Below are 17,736 nucleotides of genomic sequence, written 5' to 3'. Positions count from 1 at the left end.
CCCGACCGTCCCTTCTCACTCCCGGGGCCCCGGCCGCACCCGTGATCGACCCTGGAGCCGCAGCGACCCCTCCGCGCGCCGGATCGGCCGTCGGAGGGGTCGCGGGGGCGCCACGAGCGCTGCGGCGCCGGGCGGGGAGGCTCAGCGCGTGGTGCCGCGCTTGCGGGCCTCCATGCGGGCGCGGCTGCGCTCGCGGCGGCGGGCGTGACGGTCGCTCGTGCCCTCCGCGCGCCGCTCGGCGCGCTCCGTGCGCGGGGCACGCTCCGTGCCCGCGGAACGGGGAGCCGCGGCCTCCGCCGCGGGGCGCTCCGCACGGCCCTCGGACCGCGACTCGGCCCGGTGGCCGGTGCCCTCCGTGCGCGGGGCGCGCTCGGACCGCTCAGCACGAGCGGGGCTCTCGGCGCGCTCGGCGCGGGGCGCACGATCCGCGGAGCGCGAGGCCTTCTGCTCCGCCTGCTCGGGGCGGGGGCGCTCGTCCGCGCGGCCCTCGGCGGGGCGCCCGTTCACCGCGGCTCCCGCGGAGGGACGCCCGCCCCGACCGCGTCCTCGACCACGGCCGCCGTCGCGGGAGCCCTCCCGCTCGGCGTCACGGCCACCACGCTCGCCGTCCCGGCCGCCGCGGTTGCGGTCCTCGTCCCGGGCGCCACGGCCTCGACCGCCCTCGCGGGCGCCGTCGCGTCCGCCGCGCTCGCGGTCCCCGCCGCGGCCCGCGCGGGGCGTGGACTCAGGACCGCCGAGGTCCTCGAGGCGCTCGCCGCTCAGGCCCTCGAGGGTGCGCTTGTCCTTGGGCAGGCGGCCCTTGGTGCCCTTGGGGATGTCGAGGTCCTCGAACAGCCACGGGGAGGAGGAGTAGGTCTCCGGCGGCTCGGGCTGGCCCAGGCCCAGGGCCTTGTCGATCAGCTTCCAGCGCGGCAGGTCGTCCCAGTCCACGAGGGTCACGGCGATGCCCTTGTGCCCTGCACGGCCGGTGCGGCCCACGCGGTGCACGTAGGTCTTCTCGTCCTCGGGGGCCTGGAAGTTGAACACGTGGGTCACGTCGTCCACGTCGATGCCGCGCGCGGCGACGTCGGTGGCCACGAGGATGTCCACCTTGCCGTTGCGGAATGCGCGCAGCGCCTGCTCGCGGGCGCCCTGGCCCAGGTCGCCGTGCAGCGGGCCGGCGGCGAAGCCGCGGGAGACCAGCTCGTCCGCCACGCGGGCGGCGGTGCGCTTGGTGCGCGTGAAGATGATGGTGCGGCCGCGGCCGTTCGCCTGCAGCGCGCGGGCCACGAGCTCGTCCTTGTCCATGTGGTGCGCGCGGTAGACGAGCTGGCGGATGTCCTTCTTCGTCAGGCCCTCGTCCTCGCCGTCGGAGGCGCGGATGTGGGTCGGCTGCGTCATGTAGCGGCGCGCCATGGCGACGACGGGGCCGGGCATGGTGGCCGAGAACAGCATGGTCTGGCGCTTGCCCGGGACCGCGGAGAGCAGGGTCTCGACGTCCGGGAGGAAGCCGAGGTCCAGCATCTCGTCCGCCTCGTCCAGCACCACCGTGTTCACGTGGTCCAGGCGCAGGTGCTTCTGGCGCAGCAGGTCGATCAGGCGGCCGGGGGTGCCGACGACGACCTCGACGCCGCGCTGCAGCTCCTCGATCTGCGGCTCGTAGGCGCGGCCGCCGTAGATGGTGGCGATGCGCACGGGCCGCTTCGACGCGGCGAACACGAGGTCTCCGGCCACCTGGACGGCGAGCTCGCGGGTGGGGGCCACGATCAGAGCCTGCGGGGCGCCGGCGGTGCCCGCGGCCTCCAGCCTGTCCCAACCGGGCTCGCCCGGGCCGATGGCGCGCTGCAGCGCCGGCAGGCCGAAGCCCAGGGTCTTGCCCGTGCCGGTCTTGGCCTGGCCGATGATGTCGTGGCCGCCGAGGGCCACGGGCAGGGTCATCGACTGGATGGGGAAGGGGTGCACGATCCCCTTGCCCTCGAGGGCCTCCACCATGGCGGGGTGCACGCCGAAGTCGGCGAAGGTCTGCTCGGGGGCCGCCGGGACGGCGTCCTCGGTGAGCGTCTCGCGGGCGATCTCGGCGACCGCGGGGTCGACGTCGTCCGCGGCGGTCTGGGCGGTGTCAGGGGTGGTGTTCTCGGTCATGGTGACTCGCGATCGTCTCGTGCGTCGCAGCGACGGGCGGGTGGGCCCGGCCACGCCGTGCGCGCGGTGGTGGAGCCGATCGCGGAAGGGCGGGGGCGATGCCCCCTGGACTCGGTCTCGACCGCGCCGTGCGAAGGCGGGCCATGCCGGATCCGGCAGGTCGGTCACCCGCCGAGGAGCCTCGGACACGAGGGACCGTGGAGCGCTGCGGCGAGTGGGGTTCGTGGGTGATCAGATGCGACCGGTCATCCCAGGGGTCAGCGTGAGCTGTGGGGCCAGTCTACCCCGGTGGCCGTGACCTTCCCGGAGGCCACGTCCACCGCGTCGATCCGGATCCGCACGCGGGTGCCGGGCTCCGCCGCGGCCGGCACGCGCACGGCCACGGGGGGCTGGGCGAGCTGCACGTCCGCGGACTCCCCGCCGGAGCGCACGACGACGCCCTCCAGCTCGGCGCCGACGTGCTCCGAGAGCTCGGCCGCCTCCACGAGGTCGCCGGCCGCGCGGTCCGCGGCCGAGGCGCGCCGGCCGGCGTCCTGCATCAGGGCGGGGAGCTCGGGCAGCGCCCGGCGGGCCCACGCAGGCACCGGCGCGCCGCTCACGAGGGCGTGGCACACGGCCAGCACGAAGCGGTCCACGAGGCGCCGCAGGGGTGCGGTGGCGTGCGCGTAGGGCGCGGCCAGGGCGGCCTGCTCGGGATCCGCGGGGAGGGCGCGCAGGGCGGGATCCTCGGCCTCGGCGTCGAAGGCGGTGTACCCGGCTCCGCGGAACAGGGACGTGGCGGCGTGGAGGACGGCGAGGTGGCGCGGCTCGCGGGGGTCGACGGTGCGCAGGTAGGCCCCGTAGTCGGCGCCCTCCTCCCACGGATGCCCCAGCGCGCGGGTGCGGGCGCGGAACGCGGCGACCGCCTCGGTGTCCGGGGCGGGCATGGTGCGCAGGACGCCGACGCCGCCGTCGAGCATGATGCGGGCCGCCTCCATGCCCGTCATCAGGGAGAGCTGGGCATTGTGGTCCTCGGCCGGCAGCGGGATGCGCTGGCTGATCTCGTACCGGCCGTCCACCACGTGGATCTCCTGGTCCGGCATGTTCAGGGACGCGCCGCCGCGGGCGACCTCCTGCGCGGTGCGCCGTCGCCCGACCTCCGGCAGCAGGGCGATCGACGCGCGGAGCTCCTCCGGCCAGGCCGCCGCCTCGGGCGCGTCCGGGGAGTCCAGGAAGGCCTGCACCTGCTCGTACGTGAGCTGGGCCCGCGATCGCACGCGGGAGCGCACCAGCGCGGTGCGCTCCACGGCCCCGTCCACGGCGAGCGTGAACGTCCACACGAACGCGGGACGGTCGACGTCGGGCAGCAGCGACGCGGCGTCCTCGCTCAGCACCTCTGGGTGCAGGGGGACGCGGCCGTCCGGCAGGTACACGGTCTGGCCACGACGCCGGGCCTCGCGGTCCACCTCGCCCTCGGGCGCGACGAAGGCGGGCACGTCGGCGATCGCGTAGCGCACCGTGAGCCGACCGCCCTCGGCGGCCGCGATGTGCAGCGCCTGGTCGAGGTCCGTGGACCCGGATGGGTCCACGGTGACGAAGGGGACGGCCGTGAGGTCGTCCCGCTCCGCGTCCGAGCCGAGGGAGGCGAGCACCGCGGCGGCGGACTCCTCGGCCTCGGCGAGCACGGGCGCGGCGAAGCCGCCCGGCAGGTCGAGCTCGACCCGGAGGGCGGCCAGACGCTCGGTCAGCGCGGCGTCCTCAGACCCGCGCACCTCGACGGCGTGGTGGGGCATGGCGGCGCGGCCCGCAGATCAGGAGGCCGCGAAGCCCAGGGGGCCGGACTTCTTGGCGCCGATCTCCACGAACCCGATGTTCGAGCCCGGGACCACGACCTGGCGGCCCTTGACGTCCGTCAGGCTCAGGAGGGAGCCGGCGGCGAGGGCGGCGTCCACGAGGGCGCGCACCTCCTCGGCGGTCTGCTCGCTCTCCAGGACGACCTCACGGCCGACGTGCTGCACTCCGATGCGGATCTCCATGGGTGGACCTCACTCTTCCCTCGTGCGTGGACTCCTCGCTGCGCGGACACGCGTCCGCGCAGCGGATGTGCGGTCAGCCTACGGGACGGCCCTGTCGCCTCATGCGGCGGGGGCGGGGTTCACGCGCGTGGCGTAACCGGGCGGCATCCGCGGAGGCGGCGGCGCCCTCCCCGTCAGGCGGCGCGTCCGGTGGGCAGGTGGGAGAGCCCGGTCCACAGCAGGGCGTCCACGATCGCGGCCGTCCGCGCGGCGTCCGGGCGGCGACCCGCTTCGAGCCGGTCCGCCCAGTGGCGAGCGGCGCCGAGCACGTACGCCACGAGGCCGCGGGAGAGGATCTCCGCCTCGGCGTCGCCCACGCGCGTGTCCTCGGCGAGGATGCGGCTCACCTGGGAGGCCACGGCGCGCTCGACCGCCTCGACGCGTGCGCGCACCTCGGGGTCGTGCTCGGCGCCGGAGTCGAAGAGCAGCCGGTGGGAGCGCCCGGGGGATCCCATGTAGGCGAAGACCGCCTCCACCGTGGCGTGCACGCGGTGACGGTTGTCGCCGGGGGAGGACATGGCCGCCGTGAGGCGGCCCGTGAGGTCGGCCACCTCGGTGTCCAGCAGCTCGAGGAAGAGCTCGTGCTTGCCGAGGAAGTGCTGGTAGAGCACGGGCTTGGAGACGGCGGCCGCCTCCGCGATCTGGTCCATGGCCGTGCCGGCGTAGCCGTGCTCCACGAACACGCCGCGTGCGCACCCGAGGAGCTGGCGGCGCCGCTGGGCGCGCGGCATCCGCACGGTCCGCTCGCGCGGGCCCGCCCCCTCACCGGGGTGCACGCTCATGCGGTGCGGGCCGCGCCCGGCCCGTCCTCCGCGGCGCGGTGGGCCGGGCAGGCCTCCTCGGCGGGGGCCGGGGCGGGCGCGGCCGAGGGCGGGGCGATGTCGAACAGCACCTCGAGGGCGCGCTCGTACTCCTCGAGCCTGCCCTGGGCGGCGAGCTCCTTGGCCCGCACGCTCGGTCCGTGGAGGAACTGGTTCACCATGCGGCGCAGGGCGAACTCCACCTCCTCGGACGCGGCGGTGCACCCGTGGCGCGCCCGGACCCGCTCCATCTCGTGGTCGAGGGCTGTGAGGGTGTGGCGCCGCAGGGCCTTGATCGCGGCGTCCGCGCTGCGGCTGCGCTGGGCGGCCGAGTACTCGGCGACGGCGCCGTCCACGAGGGAGCGCGCCTCGTCCACGGCGGCGCGCGCCTGCTCGGGCGCGGCCAGGCGGACGGACTCGAGGGTGATCAGGTCCACGCCCTCCACCTCGGCGACCGCGGGGTCGAAGTCTCGGGACAGGGCCAGGTCCACCACCGTGAGGGGGTGCGCGGAGTCCTCGCGCAGCTGGGCGAGGCGCTCGGGGCTGATCTGCCGGTCCCCGCCGGAGGAGCCGATGATCACGTCGGCCTCGGCGACGGCCCCGGCCACGTTCTCCCCGCCGAGCGGGAGCGCCCAGCCGCCGCGGTCCGCCACGAACTGCTCGGCGCGCCCGGACGCGGAGTGCACGCCGACGGCGACGGCGCCGCGGTCGGCCAGCTGGGCCAGGGTCGTCCCGGCGTAGGCGCCGGTGCCGATCAGCAGGACGGAGGCATCGGCCCAGAAGGCGTCGCGCGCGTCGGCGTCGTGCAGGCCGCGCAGCTCCTCGGTGAGGTCCAGGGCCACGGAGACCACGGAGCGGCCGGTGGCGCCGAGCGCCGTCTGGGAGCCCACGTCCTTGGCGGTGCGCGTGGCGGCCTCGAAGAGGCGGACGAGCGAGCCGGAGGCCGTGCCCTTCTCTCGGGCGTCCAGGAGCGCGCGGCGCACCTGGCCGGCGATCTCCCGCTCGCCCACCACGGCGGAGTCCAGTCCCGCGCCGACCTCGAAGAGGTGGCGGGCCGTGGCATCGGCGCCGAGCACGCGGAACGCGCCGCGCACGGAGTCGTCCGGCAGGCTGCTGCTCTCGGCGATGGCGGCCACGAGGTGCTCCCGCGCCTCCTCCACCCGCCCCTCGGAGGCCTCCGCATAGACCTCCACGCGGTTGCAGGTGGCCAGCACCACCGCCCCCGCCGTGGCGGGGGAGGGCAGGGCGGAGCAGACGCCGGTGGTCCCCGCGCTCAAGCGGGCCACCGTGTCCAGGTCGAGGTCGTGGTGCGAGGCCACCAGGGAGAAGACAGTCACAGCGCCAGCCATCCTACGCGCCGGCGGCCGGATCGGCAGGGAACGCGGCCCGCGTCACAGCCGTCGCGATATGCCTGCGGGCGGAGCCGGTGCGAGGATGGGGTCATGTCCACTGATCCTCTGACTCCCGAGGGCGGCACGCCGGACGCCGGCGTCCCCGCCCCCGCGCTCCCCGCCGGGCACCCGCTCCGCACGGGCGACACCGCTCGCTCCACCGCGGCCAGCCCGCTCATCCGGGCGCTGCGCGGCCAGCAGCCCTCCCGCCGCCCCGTGTGGTTCATGCGCCAGGCCGGCCGATCGCTGCCGGAGTACAAGAAGGTCCGTGAGGGCGTCGGCATGCTCGAGTCCTGCCTCATGCCCGAGCTCGTCCGGGAGATCACCCTCCAGCCCGTGCGGCGCCACGACGTGGACGCGGCCATCTTCTTCTCCGACATCGTGGTGCCGTTGAAGCTCGCCGGCGTGGACGTCGAGATCCAGCCCGGTGTGGGCCCCGTGCTGGGCGCCCCCGTGCGCACCGCCCGGGACGCCGCGGCGCTGCCGGACCTCGAGGACTCCGCCCTGGACGTGATCCGCGAGGCCGTCGCCGCCACCGTCGCCGAGCTCGGGGACCGGCCGCTCATCGGCTTCGCGGGCGCCCCCTTCACGCTGGCCGCCTACATGGTGGAGGGCCGTCCCTCCCGAGACCACTTCGGGCCGCGCCGCATGATGCACGGCGATCCGCAGGCGTGGGCGGCGCTGGCCGGCTGGGCCGCGCGGGTCTCCGGCCAGTTCCTCCGTGCGCAGCTCGAGGCCGGCGCTTCGGCGGCCCAGCTGTTCGACTCGTGGGCCGGCTCGCTCTCCGCGGACGACTACCTCGAGCACGTCCAGGCGCACTCGGCCGCGGCCCTCGCCCACGTGGGCGACATGGCCGGCCCGGGCGTGCCCGGGGGCGCGCCGCTGCTGCACTTCGGCACCGGCACGGGCGACTTCCTCCACCACATGCGCGACGCCGGCGCCTCCGCCGTCGGCGTCGACCACCGCCTCACGCTCACCGAGGCCGATCGCCGCCTCCGCGCGAATCCGGGCGCCGACGGGCGCGGTGCGGTCCCGTTGCAGGGCAACGTCGACCCGGCCCTCCTCGCCGCCCCGTGGCCCGTGCTCGAGGCGCACGTGCGCGGCGTCGTCGCCTCCGGCGCGGCGGCCCCCGGCCACGTGGTGAACCTGGCCCACGGGGTGCCGCCCGAGACCGACCCGGACGTGCTCACCCGCGTGGTCGAGCTCGTGCACTCGATCCCCGCGACCCCGGGGGGGCGCGCGTGAGCGGGACGGCCCTCGTGGTGGGCGGCGGCATCGCCGGCCTGCTCTCCGCCCGCCGGCTGCACCAGGCGGGCTGGGACGTCACCCTCGCCGAGGCCACCTCGGTGCTCGGCGGCGCGCTGTCCTCCCGCTTCCTCGACGTCCCCTCGATCTCGCAGTCCGGGACGGGATGCACCCAGGCCCTGGAGCTCGACGGCGGCGCGGAGTCGTTCGCGGTGCGCGGAACCGCCGTGCGGGCCCTCCTGGAGGAGCTTGGGCTCGGCGGCCGCATCGTCGCGCCCGCCCCGCTGGGCTCGTGGCTCCACGGCCCGGAGGCCACGGTGCCGGCCCCCCGCCTGGGCCTCCTGGGCATCCCCGGCGACCTCGACGCCGACGACCTCGCCCGGGCCCTGAGCCCCGCGGGGCTCGAGCGCGCCCGGGCCGACGCGCACGCGCCGATGGACCGGTGGACCGAGGCCCTCGCCGCGGGCCGCCCCGTCACCGTCGCCGAACTGGTCGCCGACCGGATGGGGGAGGAGGTGCTCACGCGCCTCGTGGGCCCCGTGGTCGGCGGCGTGCACTCCGCCGACCCCGCCGTGGTGGACGTGGAGCGCGTGGCGCCAGGCCTGCTCGCGGCCGCGGTCGCCCAGGGCGGCCTCGCCGCCGGCGTCGCGGCCCTGCGCGGGGGCGCCACGCCCGGCGCCGCCGTCGCCGGCCTCGAGGGCGGCATGAACCGCCTGACGACACGCCTCGTGGAGTCCCTCCGCGAGGACGGGGTCGCCGTGCTCCGCGGCGTGCGCGTGGCCGCCCTCTCCCGCGTGGGTGAGGGGTGGTGGGCCCAGATCTCCGACCGCGACGACGAGGTGGTGCGCGGGCTCGACGTGGACCGCGTGGTCCTCGCCGTGGACGGGTCCACCGCATGGGACCTGCTCTCCCCGCTCTCCCACGGCGTGCTCGGCGAGGCTGACGGGCCGGCACTGTCCGACGGCGTCGCGCTCGCCACCTTCGTGGTCGACGCCCCCGGGCTCGACGCCGCCCCGCGCGGCACGGGCGTGCTCGTGGCCGAGGGCACCGATGTGGCGGCGAAGGCCCTCACCCACGCGACCGTCAAGTGGGACTGGCTGCGCGACGTCGTGGCCCGTCCCGGCGCCGACGGCGAGCCGCGCCACCCGCACCGGCACGTGCTGCGTCTCTCCTACGGGCGCCACGGCGGCGGGGACGAGCAGCTCGGCCCCCGCTCCGGGGATGAGGAGCTCCTCACCCAGGGCCTCGCCGATGCCGCCGCCCTCACCGGGGTGCCGCTGGCCGAGCAGGACGTGGTGGCCCGCGCCGTCACGCGCTGGCGCCACTCCATCCCGCCCCAGGCCGGGCCCGATCGGGAGGCTACCGACGCGCTGCTCGCATGGGCCGCGCCCGTGCCGGGCCTGGACGCGGTGGGAAGCTGGGTGCACGGGACCGGCCTGGCCGCCATCGTGGCCGGGGTGGAGGCCGTGTTCGCGGCCGACGGTGCCCGAGCCGATCTGGACGCAACGACGAAGAACGACGAGATGAACGAGGACGGAACACCATGACCCAGGACGCGACCACCACTCCTGCCGCCGCCGGCAAGGACTGGTTCACCACCTATACGATGTTCGCCCGCCCGCAGGGTGAGCCGGGCTGGCTGGACCTGTCCGGCAAGGAGGCGCGCAAGGCGGTCAAGGAGTTCGACGCCGTCGTCGAGGGCCTCGCCGGCCGCGGCGTGACCGTGCGCGGCACCTACGACATCTCCGGCATGCGCGAGGCCGGCGACGTCATGGTGTGGATGTACTCGCAGACCCCCGAGGACCTGCAGTCCGGCATCCGCGCCCTGCGCCGCACCCGCCTCCTGGAGCGCACCACCACGGTGATGTCCGCGATGGGTGCGGACCGGATGGCGGAGTTCAACAAGGAGCACGTGCCGGCCTTCGCGATGGGCCGCAAGCCGCTGGACTGGCTGTGCTTCTACCCGTTCGTCCGCTCGTACGACTGGTACCTGCTCGACCCCAAGGAGCGCGCCCGCATGCTGCGCGAGCACGGCAAGCTGGGCCAGGACTTCCCGCAGGTGTGGGCCAACACCACGAGCGCGTTCGGCCTCAACGACTGGGAGTGGCTGCTGGGCCTGGAGGCTCCGGAGCTGAAGGACCTCGTGGACATGATGCGCCACCTGCGCAACAACGAGACGCGCATGCACGTGCGCGAGGAGGTCCCGTTCTACACGGGCCGCCGTGTGGAGACCGCCGAGCTGCTGGAGGTGCTGGCCTGATGAGCGGACAGAACGCCGCGGGGGGCGCCCCCGCCGAGACGATCCCGTCCGGACCGATCGAGGTCGAGCGGGCCGAGCCGGGCCTCGACTACGACGCCGCGGGCGCCATGGCGCCCAAGGAGTACGACGCGCTGCTGCTCGCCTCCTTCGGCGGGCCCGAGGGCCAGGAGGACGTGATCCCGTTCCTGCGCAACGTCACGCGCGGCCGCGGGATCCCTGACGAGCGCCTCGAGGAGGTGGCCACCCACTACCGCGCCAACGGCGGGGTCAGCCCCATCAACGGGCAGAACCGGGTGCTGAAGGCCGCGATCGAGGCCGAGCTGGCCTCCCGTGGCATGGACCTGCCCGTCTACTGGGGCAACCGCAACTGGGAGCCGTACGTCCCGGACGCGCTGCGCCAGATGCACGAGGACGGCCATCGCCGGATCCTCACCGTCACCACCTCGGCCTACTCCTGCTACTCCTCGTGCCGCCAGTACCGCGAGGACATGGGCATGGCGATGGAGAAGACCGGCCTGGAGGGGAAGGTGGACCTGGACAAGACGCGCCAGTACTTCAACCACCCCGGTTTCATCGCCCCCTTCCGCGAGGGTCTCGCCGCCGACCTGGCGTCCCTGCGCGCGGAGCTCGGCGAGGACGCCCGGATCCACGTGCTGTTCGCCACCCACTCGATCCCCGTCTCCGACGCCGCCGCGGCCGGGCCGCGCGGCACCGCCGCCGCGCTCCGCGAGGCCGCCGGCGGCGAGCCGGGCGAGGTCGAGGGCGCGGACGTCTACTCCGCGCAGCACCTGGACGTGGCCCGCGAGATCCTCGCGGGCGTGCCGGGTGGCGAGGACGTCGACTGGTCCCTGGTGTACCAGTCCCGCTCCGGCCCGCCGTCGGTGCCGTGGCTCGAGCCGGACATCAACGACGCCATGGAGAACCTGGCCGGCCCCGAGGCGCCGGTGGACGAGACGGGCCGCGCGGTGGCGGGCTTCGTGGTCGTGCCGCTGGGCTTCGTGTCGGACCACATGGAGGTCGTGTGGGACCTCGACACCGAGGCGAAGGACACCGCGGCCGAGCTGGGCGTCGGCTTCCGCCGCACCCCGACCCCGGGGGCGGACCCGCGCTTCGTGGCCGGGCTCGTGGACATCGTGGAGGAGCGCCTGGGCCGCCGCGAGGGCCGCGCCGCCCAGGGCTGCTTCCCGGCCTGGTACGACGTGTGCCGTCCGGACTGCTGCTCCAAGGTGATGCGGGACGGCTCGGTGCGCCCCACGACGTCGGCCGTGGACGCGCCGGTGCGAGGGCTCGCCGAGCACCAGGCGGGGTCCGACGGCACCGCCGCTGACGCCGCCGTCGAGCCCCCGGAGGCCTGAGCCGTCATGGAGGCACTGCGCATCGGCACGCGTGGCTCGGCCCTGGCCACCACGCAGACCCGGCAGACGGCGGAGGCCGTGTCGGAGCGCGCCGGGCTGTCCCATGAGCTCGTGGTGATCCGCACGGAGGGCGACGTGACCACCGGATCGCTCGCCTCGCTGGGGGGCACCGGGGTGTTCGCGTCGGCCCTGCGCGCGGCGATCCTCGACGGCGCGGTGGACGCCGCCGTCCACTCCCTCAAGGACCTGCCGGCCGCCCAGCCGACGGGCCTGGAGATCGCGGCGGTGCCCGCGCGCGCGGACGTGCGCGACGCCCTGTGCGCGCGGGACGGCCTGACCCTGGAGACCCTGCCCGAGGGTGCGCGGGTGGGCACGGGCTCGCCCCGCCGGGTGGCCCAGCTCAAGGCGCTGCGGCCCGACCTCGAGCTCGTGGACATCCGCGGCAACGTGCAGACGCGCCTGGCGCGCGTGCCGGGGCTCGAGCAGCACGACGACGGCGCCCCCGCCGCGGCCGGAGCCCCCCGCGGCGACCTCGACGCCGTGATCCTCGCGTGCGCCGGGCTGGACCGGCTCGGCATGGGCGAGGTCATCACCGAGCGCATCGACCCGGACGTCCTCGTCCCGGCGCCGGGCCAGGGGGCCCTGGCCGTGGAGATCCGCGCCGACGAGCGGCCCCTGCTCGACGAGTCCCTGATGGACGGCCCGGCCGGGGGGCTCGCGGGCCTCGATCCGGACTCGGACGAGGCCGTCCTGCGGAGTGCCCTCGAGCTGGTGGACGACCTGCCCACGCATGTGGCCGTGACCGCCGAGCGGGCGCTGCTGCGCCGCCTCGAAGCCGGCTGTGCCGCGCCGATCGGGGCGCTCGCCACCGTGGAGGACCTCGACTCCGGGGCGCCTCGCATCGAGATGCGGGCGATGGTGGCCGCCGTCGACGGCTCCCAGGTGCTGCGCCGCACCTCCTCCGTGCAGCTGGACCCCGTGCCGGACGACGTCGCCGCCGACCCGGCCGAGGCCGCCGAGTGGATCGAGGACACCCTGTTCCTCGCCGCCGAGGCCCTCGGGGTGCACTTGGCGGAGCTGTTCATCGCGGAGGGCGCGGACCTGCTGCCCGGCACCGTGCGCGGCGTGAAGGAGTCCGCCGAGGACGTCTACGAGGGCGGCACCCCCGCCGACGTCGACGCCACCGGCACCGACACCGAGGCCTGACGTGCGCGTCCTGCTCACCCGGCAGCCCGCTCAGGCCGGAGCCCTGGAGGCCCGGCTGTCGGGCGCCGTCGTGGGCGGGGAGGCCGTGGAGGTCGCGTTCCTGCCGCTCGTGGACTTCGTGCTGACCGGCGGCGCGGAGGCGGACGCCCTCGGCAGGATGTCCATGCAGCTCATCGCCCCGGGTGCGCGCGGCGTGCTCGTGGTGACGAGCCCCAACGCCGTGCGGGCGCTGCGAGGACACGACTTCGGAGGCGTCGACGAGGGCGTGCGGGCGGTCGCCACCGGCCCCGGGACGGCGCACGTGCTGGTCGCCGCCTCGCCCGGCATCCGCGTCTGGACGCCCCCCGAGGACCGGTCGGCCCGGGGCATCCTGGCCGGGATGACCGGACCGACGGCGGCCCCGGAGGTCGTCGAGGGCCTCTGGCCCCCCGCGGCGGGGCATGCCGTGCCGATCGCGTGGCTGCCCCAGTCCGACCTCGCCCGGCCCGCGCTGGCCGACGGGCTCCGCGCGGCGGGCTGGGACGTGCGCACCGCCGTCGCCTACCGCACCGTGCCGTATCCCGGGACGCCGCCGTGGCGACGGCTGCTCGCCGAGGGAGAGGGATCCGTGGCCGCCTCGGACCCGGTCGTCGCGGAGGCGTGCACGGCAGCTCCCGACGCGCCCGTCGTGACGCCTGCCCAGCTGTCCGAGGCCGAGCCGGGCACGGTGGTGCTCCTCACGAGCTCCTCGTCCGCCGAGCAGTTCGCCGAACGGGGCCTGGGGCCGGCGGCGGGGGAGCGGGTGCGCCTGCTGGCCATCGGCGAGCCGACGCGCGCCACGTGCGTGCGCCTCGGCCTGCCGCTCGCGGGGACGTGCGCCACGCCCGACGCCGCGGGCTTGCTGGCCGCTCTCGCCGGGCTGGGCTGACGGAGCGCCGAGGCGTCAGAGGGTGCCGTCGCCGTTCTCGTCCTCCGGGCGCTCGCCCAGAGAGCCCAGGATGTCCACGCGGGGCTCGCGCAGGATGGCCACGGCGACGTTGGCGAAGCCCGTGTTGGACAGCAGCGTCGAGGCCTCCTCATCCGAGAGGTCATAGGCGTGTGCCAGCATGCGGACGTTCTCGGTGTAGAAGGCGTGCAGGCGGTCGACGCCGCGCAGGAACTCCAGGGTGTTGGCCATTCGACCATCTTAGAGGCGTTCGGGGACCGTCCGGTGGATCCGGGGTGAACACAAGGCGACGGCGGGCGGGCGGTGAGCCTGCCCACCGCTCGCCCGCCGTCCCCTGTCCGCGCCGCGGGGTGGGGGCGCTCAGCCCTCCGCGCGGCGGCTGCGGCGCTTGAGGCTGACCTCGATCGAGCGGCCCTCCGTGCGGGTCTGCAGGTAGGGCTGGTCCGCCACGAGCGTGGAGAGCTTCTGGTGACCGAAGTCGCGGGGGTCGAAGTCCACGTGGGTGCGGCTCAGGTGCTGGCCGATCAGGCCCATCGAGGCCCAGCCGTCGTCGGAGCTCGTGGCGGTCACGGCCTTGACGAGCGCGGACTGCAGGTTGATGCGCGGTGCGACGTCGTGGTCGGCGTCCGGCTCCGCGTCCACCGGCACCTCCGGCGGCGTGGGATCCTCGGCGATGGCCGCCTCCGATCCCGACGACGACGCACGGCGGCTGCGGCGACCGCGCGCGGCGGCCTTCGGCTCTGCGGGTGCGTCGGCCTGCTCGGCGGCGGACTCGTCGGTTCCGCCCGCGGCGGCCCCGGTGTCGGAGGTCTGGTCGACCGAGGCGGCGTCGTCGTCCTTCGCGTCCTTGTCCTCGGCGGAGCGGCCCCGACCCCGGCCGCGTCCGCGGCCTCGGCCTGAGCGCGAGGGCTTCTCGGCGCCCGACTCGTCGGACGCCTCGGAGGCGTCGTCGTCGGTCTCGACGTCGACGTCGTGGTCGTCCTCGGCGCCGAGCAGCTCGAGGTAGATGAACTGGTCCACGGCGTTGCGCAGCGAGGCCGGCGTCTTGCGGGCGCCGAGGCCGATCACGCGCTTGCCCGACTCGCGCAGACGGGTGGCGAGGCGGGTGAAGTCGGAGTCGGAGGAGACGAGCGCGAACGCGTCCACGTTGCCCATCCAGAGCAGGTCCATCGCGTCGATGATGAGCGCGGAGTCCGAGGAGTTCTTGCCCACGGTGTAGGCGAACTGCTGCACGGGCTGGATGGCGTGGTGGTTCAGCGCCTTCTTCCATCCGTTGAGGTTGGTGGTGGTCCAGTCCCCGTAGGCGCGCTTGATCGTGGGCGTGCCGTAGGTGGCGAGCTCCTCGAGGATCAGCGGGGCGTACTTGGGGGAGACGTTGTCACTGTCCATGAGGACGGCGATGCGCAGGGAGGCTGCGGTGGGTTCAGGCATGACTCCAGGGTAGCCGGGGGATCGTGGTGGGGAGGGGCGACTGCGGCGGCCCCGGGTGTGGGTGGTCAGCACGCGCCATGAACGGTGAGGCGGCGGAGGTTGTGGCGAGGTGGTTGTGGCGACGGTTGTGGCGTGTCCAGAGAGCTACGAGCACGCTATTCGGAGTCTCGTGGTGAGGACGCCACAAACGACCGAATGAGGCCGGTGGCCTCAATGGCTTCTGGGGCGTCCCAGGGAGCGAAGTACTCTGGCGGTCTCCTGCAGGTCTACTGACGTCGACGTCCTAGGTAGGGGCATCGTCCCTTGATCCTCTCGATGACGGGGGATCACCTGCAGATGAAGGTGTGGGATGTCTTGTCCAGCTTCTGCCCCGTCGGAGAGCGACAGGTTCACCGCTGGGGCGAGGGAGGCCCGGATATAGCCGCAGATGCTCGTGGCCAGGGCGAACATCGGGACTGCTGAAGGTTCGGTTGACACTTCGGGTGTGGTGGTTCAGGCCGCTTTCGTCGGCCAGTAGATGGTCTCAAACTCGACCGGTGTCGTCTTTCCGAGGGCGCGCTGCCGGCGTCGGCGGTGGTAGGTCCGTTCGATCCAGGTGACGATCGCCAGCCGCAGCTCAGCGCGGCTGCTCCACCGGCGGCTGTTCAGGACGTTCTTCTGCAGGAGGGCGAAGAAGGACTCCATCGCGGCGTTGTCCGCGCTGGAGGCCACCCGTCCCATCGACCCGACCAGTCCGGCCCGGTGCAAGGCGGTGACGTAGGGCCGAGCACGGAACTGGCTGCCCCTATCGGCGTGCACCACGCAGCCGGTGACCTCGCCCGGGCCGCGGCGGGCGACGGCCATCTCGAGGGCGTCAACCGCGAGGGCGGCCGGCATCCGGTCGCCGAGCGAGTAGCCGATGATCCGGCGCGACCACACGTCCTTGACCGCGCACAGGTACAGCTTCCCCTCGGCGGTGGCGTGCTCGGTGATGTCGGTCAGCCACAACCGGTTCGGGCCTGTCGCGGTGAAGTCCCGCTCGACGAGGTCTTCGTGCACGGGCGGGCCCGGTTTCTTCCACCGGCCACGAGTGCGGGCGTGGGCGGAGACGATCTGTGCTTGGGAGCAGATCTTCCACACCCGCCGCTCCGAGATCTCGTGCCCGGCCGCGGCGAGCTCGTCGGCGATGAACCGGTACCCGAACCCAGGGTCGTCACGGTGGACCTCGAACGCGGCGTTCATCGCGGAGGCGTCGACCAGGTCCCGCTCGCTGACCGGGCCGGCGCACCAGGCATAGAACGCCTGGGTCGAGAACTTCAGCACCCGGCAGGTCACCGTCACGGGGATCCCGTCGACGGCAAGGTCACGGACCAGCGGGTAGGTCATTTTGGGCTCTGACCCAGCCTCAAGTTCGCCTGCGACAGGTACGCCGCGGCGCGGCGCAGGACCTCGTTCTCCTGCTCCAGCAAGCGGATCTTCTTCCGCGCCTCGCGTAGCTCCTCGTTCTCGGCCTTGGTCACGCCGGGACGGTGGCCGTCCTCGACATCGGCCTGATGGAGCCAGTTGCGTAGGCAGGACTCGGAGATCCCGAAGTCCTTGGCGAGCTGAGCGATCGGGGCCTCGCCACGACGGGCGACCGCGACCACGTCGTCACGGAACTCCTTGGGGTGTGCTGCAGGCATGCCGACATCCTTCCAGCGGGGACCTCATGTCCCCACAGATCAGGTGTCAACCGAACCTTCAGCAGTCCCGAATGAGCTCGCTCGACGTACGGTGAAGGATCCCCTTACGGGCATGCGATCTGGGCTGACGCCTGTGACCGAGTGTTCAGTTCGCGCTGTATAGTTCAGTCCATGCTGACTATTGCTTCGCGTCTCGACGTGATGAACCGCCTGGGTCGTGCACTGGCCGACCCCACTCGATCCCGGATCATCTTGACCCTGCTCGACCATCCCGCTTACCCGGCGGAACTGGCCCGAGATCTGGACCTGACACGCCCGAACGTGTCCAACCACCTGGCATGCCTGCGCGATTGCGGGATCGTCGTCTCCGAGCCTGAGGGTCGTCGGACACGATATGAGATCGCCGATTCGCACCTGGCGCAGGCGCTGACGGCACTGGTCGATGCCACCCTGGCAGTGGACGAAGACGCCCCGTGCATCGATCCCGCCTGCTCGCTTCCCGGATGCGACGCAGCTGGGGAGGGCGCATGATCCTCACCTCGGTCTTGCAGGCGATGGGCCTGTTCGCAGCGACCAACATCGACGACATCATCGTGCTCTCCCTCTTCTTCGCGCGAGGGGCAGGCCAGCGCGGCACTACCGCCCGCATTCTGGCCGGCCAGTACCTCGGATTCGCCGGCATCCTCGGTGCCGCGGTCCTGGTGACCATCGGCGCCGGAGCATTCCTGCCCTCGGCAGCCATCCCGTACTTCGGTCTCATCCCTCTGGGCCTCGGCCTCTGGGCCGCATGGCAGGCCTGGCGCGGAGACGATGACGAGGATGACGACGAGGCCAAGGTTGCCGGCAAGAAGGTCGGCGTGTGGACAGTCGCAGGCGTCACCCTTGCCAACGGCGGCGACAACATCGGCGTCTACACCCCTGTCTTCCTCAGCGTGGAACCTCTCGCAGTAGTCGCCTACTGCATCGTCTTCCTCGCGCTCGTCGCGGTCCTGGTGGCCCTGGCAAAGTTCGTCGCCACCCGCCCCCCGATCGCCGAAGTGCTCGAACGCTGGGAGCACGTCCTCTTCCCCATCGTTCTCATCGGCCTCGGCATCGTGATCCTCGTCAGCGGCGGAGCCTTCGGACTCTGACGTAGCGGCAGCGATCCAAACGGCCCCGACCGGGCGCACCCCTCTCGGTTCAGACCGCGACACCTACCTGCAGCCAGTCCTGCGTGATCGCGGCAACAAGACCGCCACGGAGCGCTGCAAAAACCCCGCCACCAAGCGAACGAAGCCACACCAAACC

Annotated in this window: 15 protein-coding genes and 1 pseudogene; 8 read left to right on the top strand and 8 right to left on the bottom strand. The window is 74.2% G+C overall.

Features of this window, described 5'->3' with window-relative positions:
• Positions 1–141: 141 nt before the first annotated feature.
• From AAG742_RS07880 to AAG742_RS07860, 5 genes are all read right to left on the bottom strand, one after another.
• Positions 142–2,121, bottom strand: a complete 1,980-nt coding sequence (locus AAG742_RS07880; RefSeq protein ID WP_343281997.1) for a DEAD/DEAH box helicase — start codon at positions 2,119–2,121, stop codon at positions 142–144.
• 257 nt (positions 2,122–2,378) lie between these two features.
• Positions 2,379–3,893 carry an RNB domain-containing ribonuclease gene (locus AAG742_RS07875; protein WP_343281996.1) on the bottom strand — a complete coding sequence of 505 codons (1,515 nt, stop codon included), beginning with the start codon at positions 3,891–3,893 and terminating at the stop codon, positions 2,379–2,381.
• An 18-nt stretch (positions 3,894–3,911) separates the two neighbouring features.
• A complete protein-coding gene (locus AAG742_RS07870) occupies positions 3,912–4,136 on the bottom strand; it encodes a DUF3107 domain-containing protein (protein ID WP_248117628.1) in 225 nt (74 codons plus the stop codon).
• A 173-nt stretch (positions 4,137–4,309) separates the two neighbouring features.
• Positions 4,310–4,957, bottom strand: a complete 648-nt coding sequence (locus AAG742_RS07865) for a TetR/AcrR family transcriptional regulator (RefSeq protein ID WP_248117630.1) — start codon at positions 4,955–4,957, stop codon at positions 4,310–4,312.
• Positions 4,954–6,312 (bottom strand): glutamyl-tRNA reductase, encoded by a 1,359-nt coding sequence (locus tag AAG742_RS07860; protein ID WP_343281995.1) that lies wholly within the window; start codon positions 6,310–6,312, stop codon positions 4,954–4,956. Before AAG742_RS07860 ends, AAG742_RS07865 begins: the two co-directional genes overlap by 4 nt.
• 105 nt (positions 6,313–6,417) lie before the next feature.
• Between AAG742_RS07860 and hemE the strand changes: the two genes are divergently transcribed.
• The 6 genes from hemE to AAG742_RS07830 all read left to right on the top strand — a co-directional run bounded on the left by hemE (position 6,418) and on the right by AAG742_RS07830 (position 13,339).
• Positions 6,418–7,611 carry a uroporphyrinogen decarboxylase gene (gene hemE / locus AAG742_RS07855; RefSeq protein ID WP_343281994.1) on the top strand — a complete coding sequence of 398 codons (1,194 nt, stop codon included), beginning with the start codon at positions 6,418–6,420 and terminating at the stop codon, positions 7,609–7,611.
• A complete protein-coding gene (locus AAG742_RS07850; protein ID WP_343281993.1) occupies positions 7,608–9,158 on the top strand; it encodes an FAD-dependent oxidoreductase in 1,551 nt (516 codons plus the stop codon). Before hemE ends, AAG742_RS07850 begins: the two co-directional genes overlap by 4 nt.
• On the top strand, positions 9,155–9,871 hold the full coding sequence (gene hemQ, locus AAG742_RS07845; protein WP_298712069.1) for a hydrogen peroxide-dependent heme synthase: 717 nt from the start codon (positions 9,155–9,157) through the stop codon (positions 9,869–9,871). Before AAG742_RS07850 ends, hemQ begins: the two co-directional genes overlap by 4 nt.
• A gap of 107 nt (positions 9,872–9,978) precedes the next feature.
• Entirely contained in the window at positions 9,979–11,226 is a 1,248-nt protein-coding gene (locus AAG742_RS07840) for a ferrochelatase (protein ID WP_343282423.1), read from the top strand.
• 6 nt (positions 11,227–11,232) lie between these two features.
• Positions 11,233–12,432, top strand: coding sequence for a hydroxymethylbilane synthase (hemC, locus tag AAG742_RS07835; protein ID WP_343281992.1), 1,200 nt, complete (start codon positions 11,233–11,235; stop codon positions 12,430–12,432).
• Between the two features lies 1 nt (position 12,433).
• Entirely contained in the window at positions 12,434–13,339 is a 906-nt protein-coding gene (locus AAG742_RS07830) for a uroporphyrinogen-III synthase (RefSeq protein WP_298712075.1), read from the top strand.
• 15 nt (positions 13,340–13,354) lie between these two features.
• Here AAG742_RS07830 and AAG742_RS07825 read toward each other — a convergent pair whose 3' ends face one another.
• The 3 genes and pseudogenes from AAG742_RS07825 to AAG742_RS07815 all read right to left on the bottom strand — a co-directional run bounded on the left by AAG742_RS07825 (position 13,355) and on the right by AAG742_RS07815 (position 16,449).
• Positions 13,355–13,588: a hypothetical protein gene (locus AAG742_RS07825; protein WP_298712077.1), complete on the bottom strand. Its 234-nt coding sequence runs from the start codon at positions 13,586–13,588 to the stop codon at positions 13,355–13,357.
• Between the two features lie 129 nt (positions 13,589–13,717).
• Entirely contained in the window at positions 13,718–14,788 is a 1,071-nt protein-coding gene (locus AAG742_RS07820) for an NYN domain-containing protein (protein ID WP_248117646.1), read from the bottom strand.
• Positions 14,789–15,280: 492 nt separating this feature from the next.
• Positions 15,281–16,449 (bottom strand): annotated as a pseudogene (locus tag AAG742_RS07815) (IS3 family transposase).
• Between the two features lie 171 nt (positions 16,450–16,620).
• On the opposite strand from AAG742_RS07815, the gene AAG742_RS07810 reads away from it, so the two are divergent.
• Positions 16,621–16,980, top strand: a complete 360-nt coding sequence (locus AAG742_RS07810; protein WP_006590980.1) for a metalloregulator ArsR/SmtB family transcription factor — start codon at positions 16,621–16,623, stop codon at positions 16,978–16,980.
• Entirely contained in the window at positions 16,977–17,579 is a 603-nt protein-coding gene (locus AAG742_RS07805) for a cadmium resistance transporter (protein ID WP_343281991.1), read from the top strand. Before AAG742_RS07810 ends, AAG742_RS07805 begins: the two co-directional genes overlap by 4 nt.
• The last annotated feature ends 157 nt before the right edge of the window (positions 17,580–17,736 follow it).

This window comes from Micrococcus sp. 2A (genome assembly GCF_039519235.1).
Classification (GTDB): domain Bacteria; phylum Actinomycetota; class Actinomycetes; order Actinomycetales; family Micrococcaceae; genus Micrococcus.
Note: the sequence above shows the minus strand (reverse complement) of the source record. Positions and strands in the feature narration are given on the sequence as shown.

Excerpts from the sequence above, each read along its gene's own strand:
- AAG742_RS07865 (WP_248117630.1), bottom strand. The coding sequence starts at position 4,957 with ATGAGCGTGCACCCCGGTGAGGGGGCGGGCCCGCGCGAGCGGACCGTG.
- AAG742_RS07870 (WP_248117628.1), bottom strand. The coding sequence starts at position 4,136 with ATGGAGATCCGCATCGGAGTGCAGCACGTCGGCCGTGAGGTCGTCCTG.
- hemC (WP_343281992.1), top strand. The coding sequence starts at position 11,233 with ATGGAGGCACTGCGCATCGGCACGCGTGGCTCGGCCCTGGCCACCACG.
- AAG742_RS07825 (WP_298712077.1), bottom strand. The coding sequence starts at position 13,588 with ATGGCCAACACCCTGGAGTTCCTGCGCGGCGTCGACCGCCTGCACGCC.
- hemQ (WP_298712069.1), top strand. The coding sequence starts at position 9,155 with ATGACCCAGGACGCGACCACCACTCCTGCCGCCGCCGGCAAGGACTGG.
- AAG742_RS07840 (WP_343282423.1), top strand. The coding sequence starts at position 9,979 with ATGGCGCCCAAGGAGTACGACGCGCTGCTGCTCGCCTCCTTCGGCGGG.
- AAG742_RS07875 (WP_343281996.1), bottom strand. The coding sequence starts at position 3,893 with ATGCCCCACCACGCCGTCGAGGTGCGCGGGTCTGAGGACGCCGCGCTG.
- AAG742_RS07805 (WP_343281991.1), top strand. The coding sequence starts at position 16,977 with ATGATCCTCACCTCGGTCTTGCAGGCGATGGGCCTGTTCGCAGCGACC.
- AAG742_RS07820 (WP_248117646.1), bottom strand. The coding sequence starts at position 14,788 with ATGCCTGAACCCACCGCAGCCTCCCTGCGCATCGCCGTCCTCATGGAC.
- AAG742_RS07880 (WP_343281997.1), bottom strand. The coding sequence starts at position 2,121 with ATGACCGAGAACACCACCCCTGACACCGCCCAGACCGCCGCGGACGAC.
- AAG742_RS07810 (WP_006590980.1), top strand. The coding sequence starts at position 16,621 with ATGCTGACTATTGCTTCGCGTCTCGACGTGATGAACCGCCTGGGTCGT.
- hemE (WP_343281994.1), top strand. The coding sequence starts at position 6,418 with ATGTCCACTGATCCTCTGACTCCCGAGGGCGGCACGCCGGACGCCGGC.